The organism is Lactobacillus rodentium (assembly GCF_003423665.1).
Classification (GTDB): Bacteria; Bacillota; Bacilli; order Lactobacillales; family Lactobacillaceae; genus Lactobacillus; species Lactobacillus rodentium.
This window is the reverse complement of record NZ_BFBY01000002.1, coordinates 192,897-218,227: the sequence shown is the minus strand read 5'-3', so window position 1 is coordinate 218,227 and position 25,331 is coordinate 192,897. Positions and strand designations below refer to the sequence as shown.

Genomic DNA, 25,331 nt, shown 5'->3' with positions numbered 1-25,331 from the left:
GCAAAATTACGGGAGGATGACTTGTTGGTAGAAGTCTTAAATGCTGGAGTCAATCCATTAGACAACTTGATTGCACATGGAGAATTAAAGTTAGTGGTTCCATATAAGTTACCCCAAACAATGGGCAACGAATTTGTTGGTCTTGTTAAACAAGTTGGCTCTAAAGTAACTGATTTTAAAGTCGGTGATCGCATTTTTGCTAGAAATCCTCTTGATAACATAGGTGCCTTTGCAGGTGAACTGGTAATTAAACAAGATGCAGTTGCTAAAGTTCCTGAATATTTGACTACTCCTGAAGCAGCTGCAGTGCCCCTAACAGCACTTACTGCTATGCAAGCGCTAGAATTAATGCACTTTAAGCCTGGTCAAACTTTATTTATTTCTGGTGGAACGGGAAGTTTTGGTGCCATGGCAATTCCAATTGCAGTTGCTAAGGGATTGAAGGTCATTACTAATGGTAGCAGCGCTAAAAAAGAAGAAGTTGAAAAATTAGGTGTTAGCCAATTTATTGATTATAAGAAGGAAAACTATTGGGATGTGCTCTCTAACGTTGATTTTGTAATTGATACTTTAGGTGGCGATAATATTGAAAAAGAAATGAGTATTATGAAACCTGGTGGAGTATTAGTCACTTTAAGAGGGATGCCTAATAAAGCTTTTGCTAAGTCAATGGGAATGAGCAAGGCTAAACAAATGTTATTTAGTATGGCTGGCTCAAAAATGGATCGTTTAGCTAAAAAGTATGGTGTAACTTACCACTTTATTTTTGTTCATGCTGATGGAAAACAATTAAAAGAAGCTAGTGAAATTTTAGCGCAAAAAGAAATTCGTCCAGCTTTAGGAAAACACTTTACTTTGGATCAAACTGAAGCAGCTATGAAGCAGGTTGCAAAGGTTGGCAATACTGGAAAGATTATTTTAGATATTTCGAAATAAGATAATTGTCTTATTGAATCTGTGCTTGTATTTTGTACAAAATATGTGTTAAATTATAATCATTATCTTAATAAAATAATAAAGGTTAGAAAGTAGTAATATCTGAATTCTTTTAGAGAGAGGCTGGCGCTGGGAAGTCTTAGATGAAGGATATGAACTTGTTCTCAAAAATACCTTTCGTTTTTACTATTTGCGTTAGGAATAGTACAAGGGTCACAACTGTGAAACTTAGGTGGTACCGCGATAACTCGTCCTATGATTTTAATAATCATAGGATTTTTTTATTGGGAGGAAATTAATGTATAATCACAAAACCGTAGAAAAAAAGTGGCAAAAGTATTGGGATGAAAATCATACCTTTAAAACAGGTACAGATCCTAAAAAGAAGAATTATTATGCTTTGGATATGTTCCCATTTCCTTCAGCAAAAGGACTTCATGTAGGTCACCCAGAAGGTTATACTGCAACTGATATCCTAGCTCGTATGAAACGTGCACAAGGTTATAATGTGTTGCACCCAATGGGTTGGGATGCATTTGGATTACCAACTGAACAATATGCTTTAAAGACTGGTGAAGATCCAGCAAAGGTTACTGATGAAAATGTTCAAAATTTCAAAAAACAATTAAATCGCTTGGGCTTTTCTTATGATTGGGATCGCGAAGTTAGAACCTCTGATCCAAACTTTTATAAGTGGACTCAATGGGTTTTTGAACAAATGTACAAAAAGGGCTTAGCCTATGAAGCTGAAGTCCCTGTTAATTGGTCACCAGACCTTGGTACTGTGGTTGCCAACGAAGAAATTATTGACGGAAAGACTGAACGTGGTGGCTATCCAGTATATCGTCGTAACATGAAGCAATGGATGCTTAAGATGACTGCTTATGCTGATCGCTTGCTTGAAGATCTAGATGACTTAGATTGGCCAGAAGCAGTTAAGGAAATGCAACGTAATTGGATCGGTCGATCAGAAGGTGCACAAGTTACTTTCAAAGTTAAAGATAGCGACAAAACTTTTGATGTCTTTACTACACGTCCAGATACTTTATTCGGTGCTAGCTATACTGTTTTGGCGCCAGAAAGCAAATTAGTGCAAGAAATTACCACTCCTGAACAAAAAGAAGCGGTTGATGCTTATATTAAAAAGATTGAATCAAAGTCTGATCTTGAAAGAACTGATTTAAATAAAGATAAGACTGGTGTCTTTACTGGTGCTTATGCAATTAACCCGGTAAACGGTAAAGAAGTACCAATTTGGATTTCTGATTATGTTTTAGCAAGTTACGGTACTGGTGCGGTAATGGCAGCTCCAGCTGGAGACCAACGTGATTATGAATTTGCTAAAAAATATGACTTGCCAATTATTCCTTTCATTGAAGGTGCTGATCTTTCTAAAGAAGCTTTTAGTGGGGATGGCAAACACATTAATTCAGAATTTTTAAATGGGCTTAATATTGAAGAAGCTAAGAAAAAAATGATTGCTTGGCTTGAAGACCATCATGCAGGACAAAAGAAAGTTAACTACAAACTTCGTGATTGGGACTTTTCTCGTCAACGTTACTGGGGTGAACCAATTCCTGTAATTCACTGGGAAGATGGAGAAACAACTTTAGTGCCTGAAGATCAATTACCTTTAGTTTTGCCACATGCAACAGATATTAAACCATCTGGTACTCCTGAAAGTCCTTTGGCCAACTTAACAGACTGGGTAAATGTAGTAGATGAAAATGGTCGTAAGGGTAAACGAGAAACTAATACAATGCCTAACTGGGCAGGCTCTTCATGGTATTACTTACGTTATGTTGATCCACATAACGATAAGGAATTAGCTGATTATGATTTACTTAAACAATGGTTACCAGTTGACCTTTATATTGGTGGAGCTGAGCATGCGGTTCGTCACTTACTTTATGCAAGATTCTGGCATAAAGTACTTTACGATCTCGGCGTTGTTCCAACCAAGGAACCATTCCAAAGACTTTATAATCAAGGCTTGATTCTTAAAGATCACGAAAAGATGTCTAAATCACGTGGAAATGTAGTAAATCCAGACGAAGTAATTGATGAATATGGTGCAGATGCCCTTAGAATGTACGAAATGTTCATGGGACCTTTAGATGCATCAATTGATTGGGATGATAATGGTCCAGTTTCTACTAAGAAATTCTTAGACCGTATTTGGAGAACTATGGTTAATGATCTAGATCTTCAAGCTATTCCTAGTGAAAAGATCGTTGATGAAAATGATGGAACTCTTGATAAGGTTTATAACGAAACGGTTAAGAAAGTAACCGAAGACTTTGAAAACTTACACTTTAATACTGCTATTTCTCAAATGATGGTCTTTATGAATGCTGCTCAAAAGGCTAAGCAGATTCCACGTGAATATGCCGAAGGCTTTATTAAACTAGTTGCACCCGTTGCTCCACACATGATGGAAGAAATCTGGTCAATTTTCGGTCACGATGAATCAATTACTTTTGCGCAGTGGCCAACATACGATGAAAGTAAGCTTGTAGAATCAACGGTTGAAATCATGGTACAAGTTAATGGTAAATTACGTGGCAAATTTGAAGCTCCTAAGGATTCAAGTAAAGATAATTTAGAAAAAGAAGCATTAAGTTTAGAGCATGTACAAAAATTCTTAGAAGGAAAAGAAGTCAAAAAGGTTATTGTAATTCCTTATAAGATTGTTAACATTGTGGCTAAGTAAATTAAGTTTTTCCTAAAATATTAATTTTCTTAAACAAAGTAAAAATTTCTGAGTATGATAAATTTCAGGCTCGTTTTAAAGTAGGAAAAATTTATGGAAAATAACACAAAAAAATCTAGTACCCAGGAGACGATGGTTAAAGGTTCTGCCTGGATGACTTTCGGCTCTATCTTTTCAAGAATTTTAGGAGCCATATATATTATTCCCTGGTATGCTTGGATGGGTAGTCACGGGAATATTGCGAATGCCTTAACTGCCAAAAGTTACAATGTTTATAGCTTATTTATTATTGTTTCTACGGCTGGTATTCCTGGAGCAATTGCCAAGCAAGTGGCAAAATATAATGCTTTAAATGAATATGGAATAGGAAGGCAGCTATATCGACGGGGTTTAATCCTAATGGCTATATTTGGTATAGCCTGTGCAGCTTTGATGTATTTTGCTGCACCAGTTCTAGCAGCTGATGATATTTTGGGTGCAATCTTTCACGGTGCAAATTCTGATCCTGCACAAGTTGCAGTTATGAGGAGTTTGTCCTATGCTTTATTATTAATCCCAATTTTGAGTATTATGCGTGGTTATTTTCAAGGTTATGCAGATATGATGCCGCCTGCTATGTCACAGTTAGTTGAGCAAGTTGCAAGAGTAGGATGGATGCTTTTAACGGCCTTCTTAATTATGCAAATTCAACATGGGTCATATGTTACAGCGGTAGTGCAATCAAACTTGGCAGCTGCAATTGGGGCTGTATTTGGAATTTTACTGTTACTATGGTTTTTATATCGCAGAAGAAATACCTTAAATGCCTTAATTGAAAATTCAAATAATGCTATAAAAATTTCTACTTTAGAAATTTTTAAAGAAATAATTAATCAATCTATTCCTTTTATAATTATCGATTCAGGAATTACTTTATTTCAATTAGTTGATCAGTATACTTTTCCATCAATGATTAGGATGTTTGTTCATGCAAATCAATTACAAGTAGATACTTGGTATGCTTTATTCGGACTAAATGCAAATAAATTAATTATGATTATTATTTCATTAGCCACCGCGATGGCCGTAACTGCAATTCCCTTATTATCAGGTGCACATGCTCAAAAAGATTTTCACAGTATTTCTAATCAAATTGAAAATATTTTAGAATTATTCTTTTTCGTGATGATGCCGGCTTCTCTTGGAATGGCTGCTATTTCGAGCCCAATTTATACAATTTTTTATGGGTTTGATGCTTTGGGAGCAAGGGTACTCTATTTATCAGCATTTACCGCCATAAGTTTAGGGGCCTTTACTGTTTTAATGGCGATTCTTCAAGGTTTGTCTGAAAATGGTTTAGCTATTAAATATTTAATTTTAGGTCTTATTATTAAACTTGCAGTGCAACTACCGATGATAAAATTCTTTAAGGTCTTTGGTCCGCTGATTGCTACAAATATCGGAATGATTGTAATTATTTGGTTAGCTATACAACATTTGAAAGTAAAATATAAATATAATTCTAATCGAACTGGCCGGAGGTTTATCGGAATTACAGTCTTTTCATTAATTATGTTTGCCTTTGTAAGTGTCGCAGTATATTTATTAGGGAAATTTATTCCCCCAACAGGTCGAATGGGATCGATGATTTTGGTAATTATTGCAGTAGCAATAGGCGGTATCGTGTACGGCTATCTAGCTTTAAAAACAGGTCTTGCTCAAAAAATTATGGGTCATAAAATTAATGCTTTATTAGCTAAATTACATATTAAAATTTAAAAAAAGAGAGTTATGAATTATCTAAGATCCATAGCTCTCTTTTTTGGTTTATTTTGATTTTAATCAAAATACGCCCCTGCCAAGGTAATTAAATTATACACTATAATGGTTAAAATCTTTTTTAAATATGAGCAAAGAGTGTAAAATAAAATTGAAAGAAAAGAGGAACAATAATGAAAAAAGATACTTACATGACTTTATTAGGTTTAAGGGATGTTTGTTATAATGATTTCAATTTTGATATTGATAATAAAAATCCTTTTTTAGGCACAGATACATATAAAAAAATTGAAGAGATTCTCAAGAAAAATCAAACCGAAGAATTACTTAAAGAATTTGAAGTTGGTGCAAATATTTATCAAGATTATGCTCCTGAATATCTTAGTTTAACTAATAAACATGAAATTGAGCATGATATTAATGCGGCTAGAGAATATATAAATAATTATTCTGGTGATAAAGATGACTTTAAGAAGAATTATCAGGCATTTATAGATGATAATTCTTTAAGTTATGCTTTTGGACCAGATGATAATTTAGATCAAGTTCAAGAAGATTTAAATAATGTTGATACTGAAAATGTAATTGTTTGGGAAAGAAGAAAAAATGAATATCTTCTTTTACCTCATTCTTTCCAAAGTTTAGAAAGAATAAAAAATAAGATTTCTTCAGTTAAAAACGAAAACGATAAGGCAATTCGTTTGGCAATGGAAAAATTATTTAATAATATTAATGAATTTTTAAAGCCGTTTAGTAAAAGTCAATATGGAAAATATGAAAAAGATTTACCAGAAAATTTAAGAATGAAACTTGAACATGAGGCTTTACTTTTGCAAAATGATGCTCGTGATGTAGGAGCAGAAAAGCTAGCAAAAAAGGCTGAAGAAATTGCACGTAAAGCAAATAATGATATTGAATAAGAAAAAGTACTTACATAGTGGTGTAAGTACTTTTTTGTATTTTGTAAAATTAGTATAGGAATTGTTATTTTTATGAGATATACTAGTATAAGTTAAAAGGAGGAAAAGATGAAAAAAGGTATTTTAACTACTACATTTATTACAGGCTTAATTTTGTTAGGTTTAAATATAAATAATGCTAAGGCGGCAGACTTTGAAAATACTCAAGTTACCCAATCTACTGAAAATAATAATTCATCAATTTATGTTGATCCAACTGCATCCCATCCTCGTTTAAAAGATGTAAATGGTTATATTAATCAAAATAAATTACAATTTTCTGGGGTAAAAGATGAAACTGCTCAAAGCACTTTTACAGCAGGTAAAGCATATCGTCACGGAACACCTGAAGGTATTGTAGTTCACGAAACTAATAAGCCTAATATTTCAGCTCAAGAATGGGCTAATATGTTTAATCAAAATTGGAAGACAAATCAAACTTATGTCCATGCTTTTGTAGATAAAGACCAAGTTGTTCAAATTGCACCTACAAATAAAACTGTGTGGGGAGCAGGATATTATGCAAATCAACGTTTTATCCAAGTAGAATTATGTGAAGAAAATACTGAAAAAGATTTTGCTCAGAGTATTCAGAATGATGCTACTTATATTGCACAACTACTACATCAATATAATTTAAAACCTAGTTTAGCTGATGGTAACGGTAACGGTACTATTTGGTCTCATCATGATGTTACTAAGTATTTAGGTAACACTAATCATACAGATCCAGATGATTATTTTGCTTGGCATAATTATTCTATGCAACAATTCTTTAATTTAATTAAACAGCGTTATGATGAAATGGCACCGTTATACAATAAAAATAATGTGATTGATCAGAAGGGAATTGGTCAAGTACGTTATAACGGTAAAGGAAAAGTAGCAATTTGGTCATCACCAAATAGTGGTCATAAAATTATTAAATATGTAAGTAAGAATACTAGTTGGAAATTCTTTAAAGTAGCCAAAATTAATGGTCATGTTTGGTATAACTTAGGTGGAAACCAATGGATTGACGGTTCTTATTTAGTAAAAAAATAATATTTTAGCATCTATTTAAGATAGATGCTTTTTTTGTTGAATAATTTAAAAATCAAAATTATAATTAAATCTGATTTTGTTTTTAAGTTTTACATATCGAGGAAACTAAATGAAAAGAATTAATTGGATTTGTGGTATGACTTTAGTTGGAGTAGCACTTTTAAGTACGGGTAAGGTTCATGCAGCAAGTGAAAATACTCCTGATCAAAGTAGTGAAACTGAAATTGTTACTAATGAGAATAATCACGAAGAGAGTAATGATAATTCAAGCAATGTAACAACAGTAAATGCTAAAAATAATAATTTAAGCGCTAGTGAAAAAGCTGCTAAAATTGAATCTAAAAATCAAGTAGTTACCATTAATTATGATGGTAAGGGTAAAGTGGCAGTTTGGAATAATTATGAACAACCAAAACAAATTGTTAATTATCTTTCTAAAAATACTTCATGGAAATCATTTAAAGTCGCATCAGTTGAAAATGATCATAAATGGTACAACTTAGGTGGAAACCAATGGGTTGATGGTAACTATGCGAAAGTACAAACCACTTTTTTTGAAAATCAGAATCATCCAAATACTTCTATAACTAATACTGATCAAAATATAAGTTCTGAAAATAAAATAATTACAATTAATTATTCCGGAAAAGGAAAAGTAGCCATTTGGTCAAGTTATGATCAAAGCAAAAAAATTAAGCAATATGTAGCTCCTAAGTCTAATTGGGTGGTCAATAAAAAGGCTACTGATGCAAATGGTAGATTGTGGTATGACTTAGGCAATAATCAATGGCTTGATAGTCAATATGCCAAAGATATTAATGGAGTAATTTATGATAACCGACTAAAAGCAAATGTATATTGCAAAAATGGTCGAATTCAATCTGGTAAAATTATTAATGGAAAACAAACCTTATTTACTCATCCAAATGGTGCAATTTATCAAGTAGAAATGAATGTTCCTGTAATCAGTCAATTACCACAATTACCGACAGGTTGTGAAATGACGGCCGTTACGATGTTATTACAGTATGCAGGAGTAAATATAAGTAAACTCCAAGTTGCAGCACAAACTCCAAGATCTAATGATGGTAATCGAGGCTTTGTCGGTAATCCGTATAGTCCCAGTGGTTGGTGGGTATTTCCAAGTGGAATTGCCCCAGTAGTAAATAGACATCTTGGGCATAGTTCAAATCTAACTGGAGTAGGTATATCTACAATCAAAAATAAACTACTTCAAGGACATCCGGTAGTTGCCTGGATGGCTAATATGAATGGCTTTGTTAACCATGCAATTACTTTAACTGGGTTCTCAACTGATGGGAAATTTTACTATAATAATCCCTGGAGTGGCAAACGAGAATCAATGAGCGAAAAGAATTTTATGAGTCATTGGAATGCCGATAAAAGACGTGCATTAAGTTATTAATAAGGAGAAAAGAAATGAAAAAAATTAATTGGTTATGTGGTATGACTTTAGTTGGAATAGCACTTTTAAGTACCGGAAAGGTTCATGCGGCTGATGATTCCAATAATTCAACTACCACGCAGACTTCTGCCTTAACTGCTGAAAATAATAATTCTAGAGCAGATTCAAATAGTACTAATACTCCTGCTCTTAGTCAAACTCAAACAGAAAATAAGACAAACTCAAATTCTATTAGTTCAACTACTGCGTCTACTACCGCCAACAATACAAAAAATAATACTGCTAATAGTACCGCTAAAGTAGAAAATGTTAACGGAGTAGTAAAAGTTCAATATTCCGGTAAGGGCCAAGTAGCAATTTGGAATAATTATGATTCATCAAAAAAGATTATTAAGTATGTTCCTAAAAATAGTAGTTGGAAAGCTTTTAAAGTTGCCACTCTAGCAGATAATCGTCAATGGTATAACTTAGGTGGCGATCAATGGCTCGATGGTCAATATGCGATTGCCAATTTAAAAAATACTAATGCGGAAACTAAGACACCTACTGCCCCAGTAAAAGAATCCAGTGATTGGAAAGAAAATAATGTAAATGAAGTAGTTTCAATTGCATATTCTGGTAAAGGCCAAGTAGCAGTTTGGTCTTCTTATGCTAATGGTAAAAAGATAATTAAATACGTACCAAATGCTTCTTCATGGAAAGTTTTTAAAGAAGCAACTCCAAGAAATGGTTATGTTTGGTATAACTTAGGTGGTAACCAATGGATTACTTCTGAGTTTGCAAATATCCAAAAGACTGCTAAAAATGGTGTGGTTTCAACTAAAACCGTAGCTGTCCCTTCAAGAAATCCACACCAACCATTTGCAGATCCAGCAGATATGCGTAAGAGTAATTACTGGAATCAAACTAGTGAAACTAAGGCACATCCAAACTTGAAATATGTTAAAAACTTGTGGATTAGAGTGTCTATTTTAGGTAATAGAACTTATGTAATGTCAGGAAATAAACCAGTCTATACTTTGTATTCTTCAGCTGGTCGAATTGTAAATGGTAAGAGCTTGACTCCTACTGGAACTTATTATGTTCAACCTGAAAGAGGAACTACATTTGTAGGAGCTCACTACTATGTAAGCTGGAAAGATCATGGTGTATATCTATTCCACTCAACTATAACGAATGGTTATAACGGCCCTTACGATATGCAAGCTGCTAAGTTACTAGGTACACAACCACTTTCACATGGTTGTGTTCGTTTAACCGTTCCAGATGCTAAATGGTTCTATCAAGAATTACCAGTAGGTACCAAGGTTGTTATTGCAAATAACTAAGATAAAAAGGCAATGATTTCAATCATTGCCTTTTTATGTTGATTATTAAAAGTTGATGCGCATTTACAATCATCAATGCTTATATATCAACGTTTAAGTGTGTTATGCGAATGCCCTGAACAAGATTCGAACTTGCACTTTCGTAAGAAAACAGCGACCTGAACGCTGCGCGTCTGCCAATTCCGCCATCAGGGCTAAAAATCACATAGATAATCATACCAAAGAATTGGTAAAATGAAAATGTCGACTATTTGAATAAAAAATAGATTAGGAGTTAAAGATGGCAGAAATTAGCCAAGACATTTTAAAAAATGTAATTAAAGAGCGTCCTAGTGCAAGCCATAAGGGAGACTATGGTAAGTTATTATTAATTGGTGGTAGCAGTCATTATGGCGGTGCAATTATTATGGCTACCGAAGGAGCTTTGAATAGTGGTGCAGGGCTTGTTTGCGTTGCTACCCATAATTTAAATGTAACGGCGTTACATAGTCGTGATCCAGAAGCAATGTTTTTAGATTGGCGTGATGAAGCAGGCCTTAAACAATTAATTCCCCAAATGAATGTAATAATTTGTGGAATGGGATTAGGAGTTGAGCAGCAAAGCATAAAATGTCTAGAAATTTTGCGTGATACTGTTCAAGAAAACCAAACAGTGGTGTTAGATGCCAGTGCTTTAACTTTAATTGCAAAAGATAAGACTTTAATTCCACGTAACGCCAAAAAGATAGTTATAACTCCTCATCAAATGGAATGGGAACGCCTTAGTCAAATCAGAATTAACTACCAAACGGATGCAGCAAATTTTGAAGCTTTAGATAATTTGTTTCCTAAACAAAATGCTTATCTCGTTTTAAAATCTAATCATACAAAAGTTTATGATCAAATGGACCATCAAGTATTAGTTAATCCATTAGGTAATCCGGGAATGGCAACCGGTGGAATGGGAGATACCTTGGCGGGAATTATTGGCGGATTTTGTGGGCAATTTTCAGTAAATTTACAGACTCTTGCAGCAGCTGTTTATTTACATTCATTAGCTGGAGATGTAATATTTGAAGAAAATTATGTTGTTCGTCCTACCAAACTAAGTGCGCTCTTACCCAAACTTATGAAAAAGTATAGTGAAGGAAAGAATAAAAATTAATATGAAATTTTTTACGAAAATTACTGTTAGCCTTGGCTTGATTTTAGGTTTAATAGGAATTGCGAATTTACAAAATAATACTGCCAGTGCGGCTGTAAGTAATTATCAGGAAAAACAATTAGATTTAAACGTGAAAAGTGCAATTGCTGTGGATGCTAAGAACGGACAAGTTTTTTATGCCAAAAATGCCAATAAAAAATTACCGGTTGCATCGATGTCCAAATTAATTACTATTTATCTAACATTACAGGCTGTTAAAGAGGGAAAAATTAGTTGGGATCAAAAGGTTACACCGACCGAACAAATGGTTAAGGTAAGTAAAAATCCTGATTATTCTGGTGTGCCATTAGAAATGGGGCATCAATATACAATTCGACAACTTTACGAAGCTACCCTAATTGCTTCAGCTAATGCTCCAGCGATGCTATTAGCTCAAACTATTGGTGGAAGTCAGGTTGGCTTTGTGAAGCAGATGCAAAAGCAAGTTAAAATATGGGGAATTAAAGGAGCAAAAATTTATACTCCTGATGGTCTGCCAAATTATACACAGGGTAAGGATGCTTATCCTGGAGTAAGCAAAAATGCAGAAAATGAATTATCAGCTCAAGATATGGCAATTATAGTGGATAAATTAGTAACTGATTTTCCTGAAGTAATTAATACAACTAAAATTGCTCATAAGAATTTTGATGATAATGGCAAAATTACTGTGATGGATAATTGGAATTGGATGTTAAAAGGTCTATCTCAATATGATAGTACTTATCCTTTAGATGGCTTAAAAACTGGAACCACCGATGCAGCAGGGGGATGCTTTGCTGGTTCAATGATAAAAAATGGTCGCCGAATTATTACGATTGTGATGGGTGCACGCCATAAAGACGGACCTGATCCTTCACGTTTTACTCAAACCAAGAAATTATTAAATTATGTCTTTTCTAATTATCAACTCTATATTATGAAAAAGGGCCAACCGATTGATGGTGTAAAGCACGTTTCGGTTCCTAATGGTAAGCAAAAAAATGTTAATGTCGTAATGCAACAAGATACTGGTATTTGGATTGCCAATGGAAATCATATTACGGCTAAATTTTCAGCTTCCAGTATTAATGCACCAGTAAAAAGAGGACAAAAAGTAGGTTATTTTGACATTAAGCAAATACCTTCAATAAAATCAAATCAAGGGGTACAACTACCAGCGACGGTAACCCAAAATGTTGAAAAGACAAATATTTTTGTAAGAATTTGGCGGTTAATTTTCGGATAATTATCTGGGAAAAATGGTTGGCTATTTTCCTTTTACCTGTTATAATCGTTACTTGAAATACCAAAAGTAGTAATTTTAAATTTGTTTTCAGCAAGCCTAAGATGTTGGAAGTTAGGTAACAAATTAAGATGAAGGCGTGTTTGGTAATACATTTAATATGATTTTGATAAAGCGGATTCTTGAATCAAATAGAGTGGTACCGCGGGTAAAATTCTCGTCTCTTTCTAACTTTTGTTAGAAGGAGACTTTTTTATTGCACGAAAGGATAAAATCTATGGACTTTAAGCAAAAAGTTGTTGATTTAATTAATGAACAAGTTGACCTACCAAAAGAAAAAATCAATTTATTGATTGAAAGACCTAAAAATGAAAAAATGGGTGACTATGCTTTCCCAGCATTTGCTTTAGCAAAAATTGAACATAAAAACCCAGCAGAAATTGCTAAAAATATTGCAGATCAAATTAATGACGAAAACTTTACTAGCATTCAAGCAGTAGGCCCATACGTTAACTTTGCAATTGATCATGCAAAATTGATTAATACTACTTTAAATGATGTATTAAAAGATGGTGAACATTATGGTGACCAAACTCTTGGTGATGGAAATGTGCCGATTGATATGTCTTCTCCTAATATTGCTAAACCAATGTCAATGGGCCACTTGCGTTCAACAGTAATTGGTAATTCAATTGCTAAGACTTTAGAAAAAGTAGGTTATACCCCAATTAAAATTAATTATTTGGGTGATTATGGAACCCAATTTGGTAAATTAATCGTGGCGTATCGTCTCTGGGGTAACGAAGAAGATGTAAAGAAAGATCCTATTAATAATCTTTTCCATTACTATGTTAAATTCCATGAAGAAGCAGAAAAGAATCCTAAATTAGATGATGAAGCTCGTGCTACTTTTAAGAAATTAGAAGAAGGTAATGAAGAAGAAGTAAAAATTTGGCAATGGTTTAGAGATGCCTCATTAAAGGAATTTAACCGTATCTATAAAGAATTAGGTGTCGAATTTGATTCTTATAATGGAGAAGCTTTCTTTAATGATAAGATGCAACCAGTTGTTGATGAATTAAAAGAAAAGAATCTTTTAGAAGAATCTCAAGGTGCACAAGTTGTTAACCTTGGTGAAGATGAAAATCCGGCTTTAATTTTAAAATCTGATGGTTCTAGCCTTTACATGACACGTGATTTAGCAGCTGCTATGTATCGTAAAAATGAATATGATTTTGTTATGTCCCTTTATGTGGTAGGTAATGAACAAGGAGAACACTTCGAACAAATGAAGAAAGTTCTCAAAAAAATGGGTTATGATTGGGCCGATAATATTCATCACATTCCATTTGGTCTTATTACCCAAGGTGGTAAAAAACTTTCGACTAGAAAAGGAAATGTTGTTTTCTTAGATCAAGTATTACAAGATGCTGTAAATTTGGCACATAAACAAATTGAAGAAAAAAATCCAGATTTACAAAATAAGGATCAAGTTGCACATGATGTTGGTGTAGGGGCCGTTATTTTCCATGATTTGAAGAATGATCGTCGAGATAACTTTGACTTTGATCTTGAAGAAGTTGTGCGTTTTGAAGGTGATACAGGTCCTTACGTGCAATATACTAATGCTCGTGCACAAAGTATCTTACGTAAGGCAAACCATGAAACAACTGTGGATAATTTAACTCTCACGGATAATCAAGCTTTTGCCGTAGCCAAGCAATTAGCAGATTTCCCAGCAGTAGTTGCTAAAGCTGCAGAAAAATTTGAACCTTCAATTATTGCTAAATATGCGCTTAGTTTAAGTAAAAAATTTAACAAATATTATGCTAATGTACGTATCTTAGATGAAGATGATCAATTAAATGCACGTTTGGCTCTTGTACAAACTACTTCTATTGTTTTGACCGAGGCTTTGCGACTTTTGGGTGTAAACGCTCCAAAAGAAATGTAATTTTCTAAATTAAATGGTGCGAAAGTATGTTAATTTTTGCACTAATGGGTTAAACTAAAGTTGTACAAGAAATTAGGAGGTATTTTATAATGGCTTATTTTGTAAACGGTAACGAAATTTTTAAAGCTGCTCGTAAAAACCATTACGCTGTAGGTGCTTACAACACTAACAACCTTGAATGGACTCGTGCATTATTAAAGGGTGCTAAGGAAACTAGAACTCCATTATTGATTCAAGTTTCTACTGGTGCTGCTAAGTACATGGGTGGTTACAAGACTGTTAAGGATCTTGTTGAAAACGAAATGGATAACATGGACATCGATGTACCAGTTATCTTAAACTTAGACCACGGTGACTATGAATCAGCTAAGGAATGTATTGCACTTGGTTACTCATCAGTTATGTTTGATGGTCACAACCTTCCAGTTGAAGAAAACTTAGAAAAGACTAAAGAAATCATCAGATTAGCTCACGAAAGAGGAATTTCTGTTGAAGCTGAAATTGGTAAGATTGGTGAAAACCAAGGTGCCGATGGCGGTGAATTAGCTTCTGTTGAAGATGCTAAGAAGTTCGTTGCAGCTGGTGTTGATAAACTTGCTTGTGGTATTGGTAACATCCACGGTGTTTACCCAGAAGGCTGGAAAGGCTTGAACTTTGATCGTTTGAAGGAAATTGCTGAAGCTGTTCCTGATACTCCACTTGTTTTACACGGTGGTTCTGGTATTCCTCAAGATCAAATTGAAAAGGCAATTTCTTTAGGTATTGCTAAGATCAACATTAACACTGAATTCCAATTAGCATTCCAAGCAGCTACTCGTAAGTACATCGAAGAAAAGATGGACTTAGACAAGGGTAACAAGGGTTATGACCCTCGTAAGCTTTTAAGAGCTGGTACTGATGCTATTACTGATTCTATGAAAGAAATGATTTCATGGATGGGTACTGCTCCAATTGATTCAAAAGAATCATCAGTTCACTTTGATGAAGCTTCATTAAACGAAGAATAATTCAATTTAAAATGATAAAAACCTCAGGTGTTTTCCTGAGGTTTTTTTATTTTTATAGTGTAACCGTAATTTTTTCAAAAGAGAAAGGTTTTTGAAAACTAAGACGATAAGCTTTTAATTGTAAATCCTGGCCTTCTTTGTAAGTAGGATTGTAGAGAGGATCACCAATAATTGGGCACCCAATACTAGCTAAATGAACTCTAATTTGATGAGTTCGGCCAGTTTCTAACCTGATGGCTAATTTTGATTGATTACCAGAAGTTTGAATGACTTTGTAATGTGTAATAGCTGGTAAACCAGTTTTGCTAACTATTCGTTTTCTTTGATCAAGAGGATCTTGCCCTATGGGGAAGGTAATTGTTCCACTCTTATTTTCTAAATTTCTATTATCTACCCAAGCATAATATTCTCTATTTAAGGTTTTATTAGTAAGCTGTCGATTTAAAATAGGAACTACGGCTGGATTCTTGGCTATTAACAAAAGGCCATTTGTCAGCATATCAAGGCGGTGAACAATATAGGGTGAATAAGTCAAATATGTTGCGGCATCGTTCAAAGCGGTATTGGTTTCCGTTAAATTTGGATGTGTTTTTTGACCGGCTGGTTTATTAATTACCAAAATATTTTGATCTTCATAAGTTATTTTTGGTAATTTACCACTAGTAGGATAAGATTGCTGGGTTGATTCAACATGGCTCAGCGTAAGACTGACAGTATCACCTGATTTAACTTCAAAGTTTAATGGTAAATACTTATCATTTACTAATATTTTTTGTTCAATGCGTAAAAAGTGACGCCATTTCCTAGGAATAAGAAGCTGACGCATAAGGTTATCAACTGTAACAGGTGGATAATTTTGTGGATATTTTAAAGTGAAATTATATTCTTTCATCTTGATTTTTTATTAAACTTAATTTAGGTTGCAATAGAGTATTAATTAATATGCTAAAATCAAAATATTGATTTAGTTAAGGAGAAGCAGTTAATGCATTCGGAAAAACATAGTTTTGCACACAGCCTCTGGGTGCATCTTAAAAATTTTAACCATCGATTTCAAATTATTCGCTGGTTAATACTAATTATTTTGACTTTATTTTTACTTGTCTGTACTTATTATACCGTTAAAGTCAAAACTTCTAATATCCCAAATTTAAAGGCTTCTTTGGCCACTACGACTGTAATTTATGATGATAAGGGACAAAAAGCAGGTGAATTATATTCACAAAAGGGTTCTTTTGTAGAATTAGATAAAATTTCACCTAATATCCAAAATGCAGTAATCTCAACTGAGGATCGTACCTTTTATCAAAATCATGGTTTCAGTATTAAAGGAATGGCACGAGCAGCTTTGGGAGGCATCATTCATCATGGTATTGTTGGTGGTGGTTCAACATTAACCCAACAATTAGCCAAAAATGCTCTACTTACTCAGCAACAAACATTTTCAAGAAAATTCGAAGAATTATTTTTTGCCATTGAAATTAATCATACGTATTCAAAAAAAGATATCTTAACTATGTACTTAAATAATGCTTATTTTGGTAATGGTGTTTGGGGCGTGCAAGATGCTTCAAGAAGGTATTTTGGTAAGGATGCCAGTGATGTAACTTTGAATGAAGCAGCAACCCTAGCAGGAATGCTTAAAAATCCTAGTGGGTATAATCCAATTGATCATATGGATAATGCAATTGCGCGGCGAAATGTGGTTTTAGGTCTCATGAAAGAGAATAATAAAATTTCAGCAACGCAAGAAAAAGAAGCTCAAGCAACAAGTTTGACTTTACACAATACTTTTACTCAAAAAAATGGATATCGCTATCCTTATTTCTTTGATGCAGTTGTGGATGAAGCAATTAATCGTTATGGCTTGAAGGAAGAAGACGTAATGAATAAGGGCTTGAAAATATATACAACTTTAGATACAAGTTATCAAACTGCCATGCAAAATAGTTTTGAAAATGAAAGTAATTTTCCAGCTAATGCAAGTGACGGAACGCAAGTACAAGCTGCAAGTGTAGCCTTAGATCCCAAAACTGGTGAAGTTCGTGCGATTGTGGGTGGCCGTGGTAAACATGTATTTAGAGGCTACAATCGAGCTACCCAGACGAAGCGTCAACCGGGATCAAGTATTAAACCACTCGCAGTATATGCACCTGCCTTACAAAATGGTTATAACTATGATTCAAAGTTATCAAATAAGCTCCAAAAGTTTGGTAAGAATGACTATGAGCCCCATAATGTTGATAATGAGTACTCTAATACAATTCCAATGTATCAAGCAGTAGCTGAAAGTAAAAATGTTCCTGCTGTTTGGTTGTTAGATAAAATTGGGGTGTCAAAGGGCGTTCAATCGGTAGAAAACTTTGGCATCCATGTCAATAAAAAAGATCAAAATTTAGCCTTGGCTTTAGGTGGTTTATCAACTGGAGTATCTCCATTACAGATGGCCCAAGCCTATAGTGCCTTTGCTAATAAGGGAAATTTACCTAATCAAACGCATTTTATTACAAAGATTACTGATGCAAGTGGTAAAGTAATTGCGCAAAATAAAGATACTGGCTCGCATCGAATTATTTCTGAAAATACGTCAAAAGAAATGACTTCTATGTTATTAGGAGTCTTTGAAAATGGAACGGCCCAGTCAGCTGCTCCTTCAGGTTTTAAAGTGGCCGGAAAAACTGGTTCAACTGAAGTTCCAGATTCTTATGGCTTTGGTACTAAGGACCAATGGCTTGTAGGATATACGCCAGACGTAGTAGTTTCAACTTGGGTTGGTTTTGATCAAACTGATGAAAATCATTTTATGCATGGTGTTTCAGAAACTGGGGTTACCCGTCTATACCGTTCAGAAATGGAAAATATTTTACCGTATACACCACAAACTCAATTTACTGAAAAGAGTCCAAATCAAATAGCAAAAGCAGCCGGAAATGATAAAAATTGGTTTAGCCAATTCGGTGATCAGATCCAAAAGGGAGTCAATGATGCTGGGTCCAAGGTAAATGAATGGTATAATAATGTTAAAGGATTTTTTGAAAATCGATAAAGATTAAAAGAGGAGATTTAATTATGGTTAACATTTATGATGATGTAAATAAATTAGCAGAAGACTTAAAGCAAACTCCAGAATATCAAGCTTTGCAAAAAGCAGTTAATGAAGTTAAAAATAATCCAGAAAGCCTAAAACTTTACCAAAGAATGGATGCTTTACAACGCAAAATTATGGCAGCCCAACAAACCGGACAACCAATGACCGATGAAATGAAAAAAGAATATGAAGAAGTAAATAAGGCTGTGACAAATAGTGATTTATTAAAGAAAATGATCACTGAAGAACAAAAATTATATAAGATTATTAATGATATTCAACAAAGCATCACTAAATCTGTTGGTGATTTATATAAGGAATTGGCAGAAGATAAAAAATAATTATGAAATTTGTTCATTTAGCTGATGCGCATTTAGATAGTCCTTTTTTAGGACTATCTTTTTTGCCATCTAATCAATTTGAAAAGATTAAAAATACTACTCAAACTTCTTTTAAGAAAATTATTGATCAGGCAATTGCGAATGAAGTAGATTTAGTACTAATTGCTGGGGATACTTTTGATTCTATTCATCCCAGTCCTCAAAGTCAGATTTTTCTTAATAACCAATTGCAACGTTTAGTTGATCATGAAATTCAAACAGTAATGATTTTAGGTAATCATGATTATTTAAAACCAGATGAATTACTATTACCACAGTCTCCATATTTTAAACTTTTGGGATCTGACCAAGAAGTAGAAAAAATTGAATTTAAAACTAAGAATAATTTTACTTATCGAGTAGTTGGCTTCTCATACCAAGAAAATCATATTACTTCTGATAAAATTAATGAGTTTCCCGAAAAAACCGATAATGTTTTTACTTTTGGTTTAATGCATGCTGGTGAAAAAATGCATAACCAAGGCCAAGATAATTATGCTCCCTTTGAAACAAGTGAAATAAAGGCCTTGAATTATGACTATTTTGCTTTAGGTCATATTCATTTACGGCAAGTATTGAGTGAGCAACCAAAAATTGTCTACAGTGGTAATATTCAGGGACGTCATATTAATGAAAGTGGTCCGAAGGGATATTACTATGGTGAAGTTAATGAAAATATTAATACAGTACAAATTAAGTTTGTTCCAACTGCACCAGTAATCTGGCAAAAAATTACAATTAACCTAAACCAGCCACAGAGCCAAACTGAATTAATTCAATTACTTCAAACTGAATTGAGACAACATCTTGAACAAGAAACACTTCTTGCAGTTGAACTTAAAGGGGCACAATTTTTAACTGATGAAGAAATGGAATTTATTCGTGATCCAGATAGTTGGGAACAAATATCAAATAATTTACCTTTCAACTCACGTTTGGTGAAGGTTTATTTAAAAGATAATGATGTTTTAAGTTTAAATGAAAGTGATAAAGAAGCATTTGATCAAGCAAGAGCTGAAGTTTTATCACCTGAAAATATTAAAATATTAGGGAAAAATTTGGCTAAAAAAGACGATACTGTACGAGAACTTTTTGAAAATGAAGAGTTTTTAAAAGAAATTCAAGATTTAGCCACAGTTAAGTTGGGACAAGAACTAAAAGGATTTGATGATGAGATTAAGTAAAATCGAAATTATTCACTTTGGAAAATTAAGTAATGTTTCCTTTGAGCTAGATAAAAATTTAAATCTTTTTTTGGGGAATAATGAAGCAGGAAAAAGTACAATTGTTGCTTTTATAAAACAGGTATTATTTGGTTTTCATTTAAAATCAAAAAAATCAAAATTTTTTGAGGATTATTTTCCTTTAGATCATGTTAGTCCGATGGGAGGAAAATTATTTTTTGAAGATGAAAAAAATAAATATATCTTAGAAAGACTTTACGCTAAAGGTGATCCCAAAAAAGGAATTCTTACTGTTTTTCTGAATGGTCAGGAAGTACCAGAAGCTACATTTTTCAATTCCCTGAAAAATATTGATGATGATTTTTATACTGATTCTTTTATTTTTAATCAAGATTTATTAGCCGAAGTAACGGGGCTTGATGAAAAGCAATTAATTGAACGAATCTATTTTTTAGGAGCAGCCCAAAGTAATAAACTCTTAAGTTTGCGCGATAAATATGGAGATGAAGCTGGAAAATTATTTAAGCCTACGGGAAAGAAACCAATTATTAATCAGCTGATATCTCAAATAAAATCACAAAAAGAACTTGTTGGACAGGCCGCCAGTGAATATGAAGATTATCAAAAATTAGATCAAGAAAAAAAGGACCTCTTAAGTGAGTTAACCAAGTTTCAAAAAGAACTAGCAAAGTTAAAGAAAAAGCAACAACAACTGCAGCTATTACAAACTAAAGAAAAGAATTTTGTTGAATATCAAAACTTAAAAGCAAAGTATCAACCAGTTGAATTTTCACAGGAAAATTTTGATCAAATTAAGAGTCTAGATCGTGAAATTAAAGTTGAAAAAGAACAAGTTGAAAAGCTTAAAAAGCAAATCCAAGATTTTGATCTAGATCAAAATCAGGTCAATACTGATCAAATTAATGGCTTGCTTAACGAAAAAGCAGAGTTTTTACAATGGCAAAGTCAATTAAATAATTTATCCCAACAAGTAAAACGTTTAAATGATGAAATTAAAAGGTTAGAAAGTTATCAACCAGAGTTAGTTAAGCTTCAAAAATATAATGATCAAAGTTTAGCAGAATTAAAAACAGACTATCAGCGGGCTAAACAGGAGTCACAAACTCTGCAAAAACAAACTAATATTGTTCCTATGGCTATCAGTGGTTTAGTACTTCTAATTGGTCTCATACTTGTGTTTAGTCAGCAAAATTTAATGATTGGAATATTATTAATTCTTGCTGGAATTGGAGCTGGAATTTACTTTTTAAGACCAGGAACTACTTCTAATAGTGCCCAAAAGTTATTCGAAGATAAATATCCCTTTGATTTAAATAGTTTTGATTTAGATAATAGTTTAAGTCAATTAGTAAACTTATTATCTAAACAAGAAGAATTGAAGCATGATCAAACAGAAATCACAAAATTAAATCAGGCAATTAATACTTATATTTCACAAATTAGTGTTGCTCTTAATCAGGAGCTAAGAAGTAGCAATGAAGTAAATGATGCTTTAAATTCACTCCATAAATTACTCGAAAAACAACAAAATGCAAGATTTAAGCAAAACAACTTAAAAAATCAAATTATTGACTTAAACTTAAAAATAAAAACTAATGAAGCACAACTAAATAAATTATTGGTGCAAGCACAAGTAAAATCTTTAGCTGAATTGGATAAAAGACGCCAACTCTTTTTAGAGCAAGAAAAAATCAAATTACAATTAGCGACTTTAAAAAATAACTTAGCGGGTGATTTAAAAGAGTTACAAACTTATCGGCAAAATCATGAATTAGATCAAGAACTCTCCAAAATTAATGATCAGATTATTCGACAAAATAGCCAAGTTAATGAAAAGCAGCAAGCAATTGCAGATGTTAAGGCTAAGCAAAATAATTTAGCAGATTCTGATGCGGTGTTTAACAGTAACCAGCAGCTTGCTAATTTAAAGGCACAATTGAGACAAGAAAGTACAGAATATTTATCAGATTTAATTGTGACCAACTGGATTAGTCGAAGTTTAGATCTGGCTTCTAATGAACGTTTCCCTAAAATGTTATCTAGTGCCAAAGAATATTTTGGATTACTAACTAATGGGCGTTACCACGATTTAGATTTTGAAAAGGGTCTTACAGTAAAAAATAAGAATAATAAAAAGGTAAAAGTTCAATATTTATCTCGTGGAACCAGTGAACAACTATATTTTGCCTTGAAGTTAGCTTTTGTTGAACAAATCGCTGATGAAATTTCTTTACCCGTTTTGATTGATGATGCATTTGTTAATTTTGATCAACAAAGAATTGATAATATTATCAATCTTTTAGAGTTATTAAGTCAAAAGACGCAAGTGATCATTTTTACCCAACGAGTTGACTTAGCAAACCAATTAAATTGTAAAGTGATTGATTTAAATCAGGAGAATTAGATGCGAAAAAATTTAATGGAATATAATGATGGCGAAGAAATGGAAATTCTTGTCATGATAAAAGAATCGAAAATGAGAACTAGTAAAAATGGCAAGCCTTATTTGATTCTTAATTTTAGTGATGCGAGTGGTACCATTAGAGGTAATTACTGGGATGCGACTAAAGAAGATGCCCAGCGATATGCTTCAGGTACTGTGGTGGAATTAAATGGTAAGCGTGAAGAGTATCAAGATCATCCACAAATAAAAATTTTTTCCATGCGAGTGGTGGGTGAAAATGAAGGCTATGATTTTAGTCAATTTGTTAAGTCTGCTCCAATTAAGCGTGAAAATTTAGAAGAAACAATTAACAAAAGGGTTTTTGAAATTTTAAATCCCACCTGGAATCGGATAGTTCGTTACTTATTAAAAAAATGGAATCAAGAGTTTTTTACTTTTCCAGCTGGTAAATCTAATCATCATGCAGTACGTGGTGGCTTAGCGTTTCATACAGTAACCATGTTAAAAGATGCTGAAGGAATTACTAATACCTATCCTCAAGTTGATCGTTCACTTTTATACGCGGGCTGTATTCTCCATGATATGGGAAAGGTATTAGAATTATCAGGACCCGTTGCGACCAAATATACGACTGAAGGGAATTTGATTGGACATTTAGTTCTAATTGATGAGCAGATTATTTTGGCTGCTAAAGAACTACAACTCGATCCAGAGGCCGAAGATGTAGTCTTGTTAAGACATATGGTCCTTTCTCATCATGGTTTACCAGAATATGGGGCTGCTAGAAGACCCGCTTTACTTGAAGCTGAACTTTTACATATGATCGATGATATGGATGCGACAATTTATGCTATTACACGGGCCTTACAATATACCAAGCCGGGTTATTTTACTGATATTATTCCATCTCAAGATAATCGAAGATTTTATCGTCCTAAGCAAGATGAGGCCATAGATAATTCACAAAAATTAGAATAATTAAAAGCCAGAAGATTACTTTTCTGGCTTTTAATTATATTTTTTCTTGACACATTTATGTAAAAGCAAGTAGACTTGTGATAATTAAATTAAAAGAAAGAGAAGTTTGTTTATGAAAGCAATTTTATCAGTAATTGGTCACGACAAAGTAGGCATAATTGCGAGTGTTAGCAACTTATTAGCAGAAAATAAAATCAATATTTTGGATGTTTCTCAAACTATTATGGAAAAAGAATTCGTGATGATGATGTCTTTGGCTTTGCCTGAAACAATAGACTTCCAAGAATTAACCAATAAATTTAATAAATTAGGTAAAGAATTAGGAGTAGAAATCAATCTTCGTAATTCTAAACTTTATGAAGCAATGCATACGCTTGATTAAGGAGAGCTTATGGACTCACAACAAATTTATGAAACTAGTCATATGATTAGTAGTGAAAATCTTGATATTAGAACAATTACAATGGGAATTTCACTACTTGATTGTATTGATAGCGATAGTGATCGTGCCTGTCAAAAAATTTATGACAAAATAACTACTAAGGCTAAAGATTTAGTTAAAGTAGGACAAGAAATTGAAACCGAATATGGAATCCCAATCGCTAATAAAAGAATTACTGTAACTCCGATATCGTTAATTGCTGCTGCTAGTGGTGATCATGATTATGTAAAGTACGCTAAAACTTTAGATCGTGCTGCTCGCACTTTAGGAGTAGATTTTATTGGTGGTTTTAGTGCTTTAGTGCAAAAGGGCTTTCAAAATGGAGATAAAGTATTAATTGATTCTCTTCCTCAAGCCTTAGCGGAAACAAATTATGTTTGTGCATCTGTTAATGTTGGTTCAACTAGAAGTGGAATTAATATGGATGCAGTTAAAAAAATGGGTCAAGTTGTAGTCGATAGTGCCAAACTGGACTATATGACCAATACCAAGCTGGTTATTTTTGCAAATGCAGTTGAGGATAATCCCTTTATGGCCGGTGGTTTTCACGGTGTAAGTGAACCGGATGTGGTTATCAATGTTGGTGTTTCAGGTCCAGGAGTGGTTAAGACTGCTTTGGAAAAAGTAGCAGGTAAGTCGATGGATATCGTAGCTGAAACAATTAAGAAAACTGCCTTTAAGGTTACGCGCATGGGTCAACTAGTTGGTAGTGTAGCTGCTGAAAAATTGGGAGTTCCTTTTGGAATAGTTGATCTTTCTTTGGCTCCAACGGCTGCTGCAGGAGATTCAGTAGCTGAAGTATTAGAAGAAATTGGAGTTTCTCAAGTTGGTGCACACGGAACAACTGCTGCTCTTGCCATGTTAAATGATGCAGTTAAAAAAGGTGGCTTAATGGCCTGCAACCATGTTGGAGGCTTATCAGGTGCTTTTATTCCAGTTTCTGAAGATGCCGGGATGATCAAGGCAGTTGAAAACGGAACCCTTAATGTTTCCAAATTAGAAGCAATGACCGCTGTTTGCTCGGTAGGGCTAGATATGATCGCAATTCCAGGTGACACACCAAGTACAACCATTAGTGGTATGATTGCTGATGAAGCAGCTATTGGGATGATTAATAATAAAACCACTGCGGTTAGAGTAATTCCCGTTCCAGGTAAAAAAATTGGCGAAACTGTTGAATTTGGTGGACTTCTTGGCCATGCTCCAATTATGGCAATCAGTAATGCCGATAGTAGTAAAATGATTAATCGTGGGGGATTAATTCCAGCACCAGTTCATAGCTTTAAAAACTAATAGATGAG

The 25,331-nt window shown here is 33.6% G+C and carries 19 protein-coding genes and 1 tRNA gene; 18 read left to right on the top strand and 2 right to left on the bottom strand.

Features of this window, described 5'->3' with window-relative positions; genetic code table 11:
- The 7 genes from LrDSM24759_RS02355 to LrDSM24759_RS02325 form a co-directional block, all read left to right on the top strand.
- The coding region (locus tag LrDSM24759_RS02355; protein WP_170133350.1) for an NADP-dependent oxidoreductase at positions 1 to 936 on the top strand (936 nt) is incomplete at its 5' end.
- Between the two features lie 298 nt (positions 937 to 1,234).
- On the top strand, positions 1,235 to 3,649 hold the full coding sequence (leuS, locus tag LrDSM24759_RS02350; RefSeq protein WP_117117896.1) for a leucine--tRNA ligase: 2,415 nt from the start codon (positions 1,235 to 1,237) through the stop codon (positions 3,647 to 3,649).
- Positions 3,650 to 3,742: 93 nt separating this feature from the next.
- A complete protein-coding gene (locus LrDSM24759_RS02345; protein ID WP_117117895.1) occupies positions 3,743 to 5,407 on the top strand; it encodes a putative polysaccharide biosynthesis protein in 1,665 nt (554 codons plus the stop codon).
- A 173-nt stretch (positions 5,408 to 5,580) separates the two neighbouring features.
- Positions 5,581 to 6,327 carry a hypothetical protein gene (locus tag LrDSM24759_RS02340; protein WP_117117894.1) on the top strand — a complete coding sequence of 249 codons (747 nt, stop codon included), beginning with the start codon at positions 5,581 to 5,583 and terminating at the stop codon, positions 6,325 to 6,327.
- Between the two features lie 108 nt (positions 6,328 to 6,435).
- Positions 6,436 to 7,410, top strand: a complete 975-nt coding sequence (locus LrDSM24759_RS02335; RefSeq protein WP_117117893.1) for a peptidoglycan recognition protein family protein — start codon at positions 6,436 to 6,438, stop codon at positions 7,408 to 7,410.
- A 109-nt stretch (positions 7,411 to 7,519) separates the two neighbouring features.
- The gene (locus LrDSM24759_RS02330; RefSeq protein WP_117117892.1) at positions 7,520 to 8,836 is read left to right on the top strand and encodes a C39 family peptidase; all 1,317 of its coding nucleotides are present in this window, start codon (positions 7,520 to 7,522) and stop codon (positions 8,834 to 8,836) included.
- Positions 8,837 to 8,850: 14 nt separating this feature from the next.
- Entirely contained in the window at positions 8,851 to 10,164 is a 1,314-nt protein-coding gene (locus LrDSM24759_RS02325) for a L,D-transpeptidase (protein WP_117117891.1), read from the top strand.
- Between the two features lie 111 nt (positions 10,165 to 10,275).
- Here the strand turns inward: LrDSM24759_RS02325 and LrDSM24759_RS02320 are convergent.
- Positions 10,276 to 10,359, bottom strand: a tRNA-Leu gene (locus LrDSM24759_RS02320).
- Positions 10,360 to 10,444: 85 nt separating this feature from the next.
- Here LrDSM24759_RS02320 and LrDSM24759_RS02315 point away from each other — a divergent pair.
- The 4 genes from LrDSM24759_RS02315 to fba all read left to right on the top strand — a co-directional run bounded on the left by LrDSM24759_RS02315 (position 10,445) and on the right by fba (position 15,533).
- A complete protein-coding gene (locus tag LrDSM24759_RS02315; RefSeq protein WP_117117890.1) occupies positions 10,445 to 11,308 on the top strand; it encodes an NAD(P)H-hydrate dehydratase in 864 nt (287 codons plus the stop codon).
- A 1-nt stretch (position 11,309) separates the two neighbouring features.
- On the top strand, positions 11,310 to 12,575 hold the full coding sequence (locus LrDSM24759_RS02310; RefSeq protein WP_133297779.1) for a serine hydrolase: 1,266 nt from the start codon (positions 11,310 to 11,312) through the stop codon (positions 12,573 to 12,575).
- Between the two features lie 274 nt (positions 12,576 to 12,849).
- Entirely contained in the window at positions 12,850 to 14,526 is a 1,677-nt protein-coding gene (gene argS, locus LrDSM24759_RS02305; protein ID WP_117117888.1) for an arginine--tRNA ligase, read from the top strand.
- An 89-nt stretch (positions 14,527 to 14,615) separates the two neighbouring features.
- Entirely contained in the window at positions 14,616 to 15,533 is a 918-nt protein-coding gene (gene fba / locus LrDSM24759_RS02300) for a class II fructose-1,6-bisphosphate aldolase (protein WP_117117887.1), read from the top strand.
- A gap of 52 nt (positions 15,534 to 15,585) precedes the next feature.
- Here fba and LrDSM24759_RS02295 read toward each other — a convergent pair whose 3' ends face one another.
- The gene (locus LrDSM24759_RS02295) at positions 15,586 to 16,425 is read right to left on the bottom strand and encodes an RluA family pseudouridine synthase (protein ID WP_117117886.1); all 840 of its coding nucleotides are present in this window, start codon (positions 16,423 to 16,425) and stop codon (positions 15,586 to 15,588) included.
- A gap of 93 nt (positions 16,426 to 16,518) precedes the next feature.
- On the opposite strand from LrDSM24759_RS02295, the gene LrDSM24759_RS02290 reads away from it, so the two are divergent.
- The 7 genes from LrDSM24759_RS02290 to LrDSM24759_RS02260 all read left to right on the top strand — a co-directional run bounded on the left by LrDSM24759_RS02290 (position 16,519) and on the right by LrDSM24759_RS02260 (position 25,323).
- Entirely contained in the window at positions 16,519 to 18,579 is a 2,061-nt protein-coding gene (locus LrDSM24759_RS02290) for a PBP1A family penicillin-binding protein (RefSeq protein WP_117117885.1), read from the top strand.
- A 23-nt stretch (positions 18,580 to 18,602) separates the two neighbouring features.
- Positions 18,603 to 18,962 carry a YlbF family regulator gene (locus tag LrDSM24759_RS02285; RefSeq protein WP_117117884.1) on the top strand — a complete coding sequence of 120 codons (360 nt, stop codon included), beginning with the start codon at positions 18,603 to 18,605 and terminating at the stop codon, positions 18,960 to 18,962.
- Between the two features lie 2 nt (positions 18,963 to 18,964).
- Positions 18,965 to 20,185: a metallophosphoesterase family protein gene (locus tag LrDSM24759_RS02280; RefSeq protein WP_117117883.1), complete on the top strand. Its 1,221-nt coding sequence runs from the start codon at positions 18,965 to 18,967 to the stop codon at positions 20,183 to 20,185.
- Positions 20,172 to 22,610 carry an ATP-binding protein gene (locus tag LrDSM24759_RS02275; RefSeq protein ID WP_157964229.1) on the top strand — a complete coding sequence of 813 codons (2,439 nt, stop codon included), beginning with the start codon at positions 20,172 to 20,174 and terminating at the stop codon, positions 22,608 to 22,610. The genes LrDSM24759_RS02280 and LrDSM24759_RS02275 overlap by 14 nt, the downstream gene beginning before the upstream one ends.
- Positions 22,611 to 23,588, top strand: a complete 978-nt coding sequence (locus LrDSM24759_RS02270) for a 3'-5' exoribonuclease YhaM family protein (protein WP_117117881.1) — start codon at positions 22,611 to 22,613, stop codon at positions 23,586 to 23,588. It begins immediately after the preceding gene.
- A gap of 112 nt (positions 23,589 to 23,700) precedes the next feature.
- A complete protein-coding gene (locus LrDSM24759_RS02265; RefSeq protein ID WP_117117880.1) occupies positions 23,701 to 23,970 on the top strand; it encodes an ACT domain-containing protein in 270 nt (89 codons plus the stop codon).
- A 9-nt stretch (positions 23,971 to 23,979) separates the two neighbouring features.
- Entirely contained in the window at positions 23,980 to 25,323 is a 1,344-nt protein-coding gene (locus LrDSM24759_RS02260) for a PFL family protein (protein WP_117117879.1), read from the top strand.
- The last annotated feature ends 8 nt before the right edge of the window (positions 25,324 to 25,331 follow it).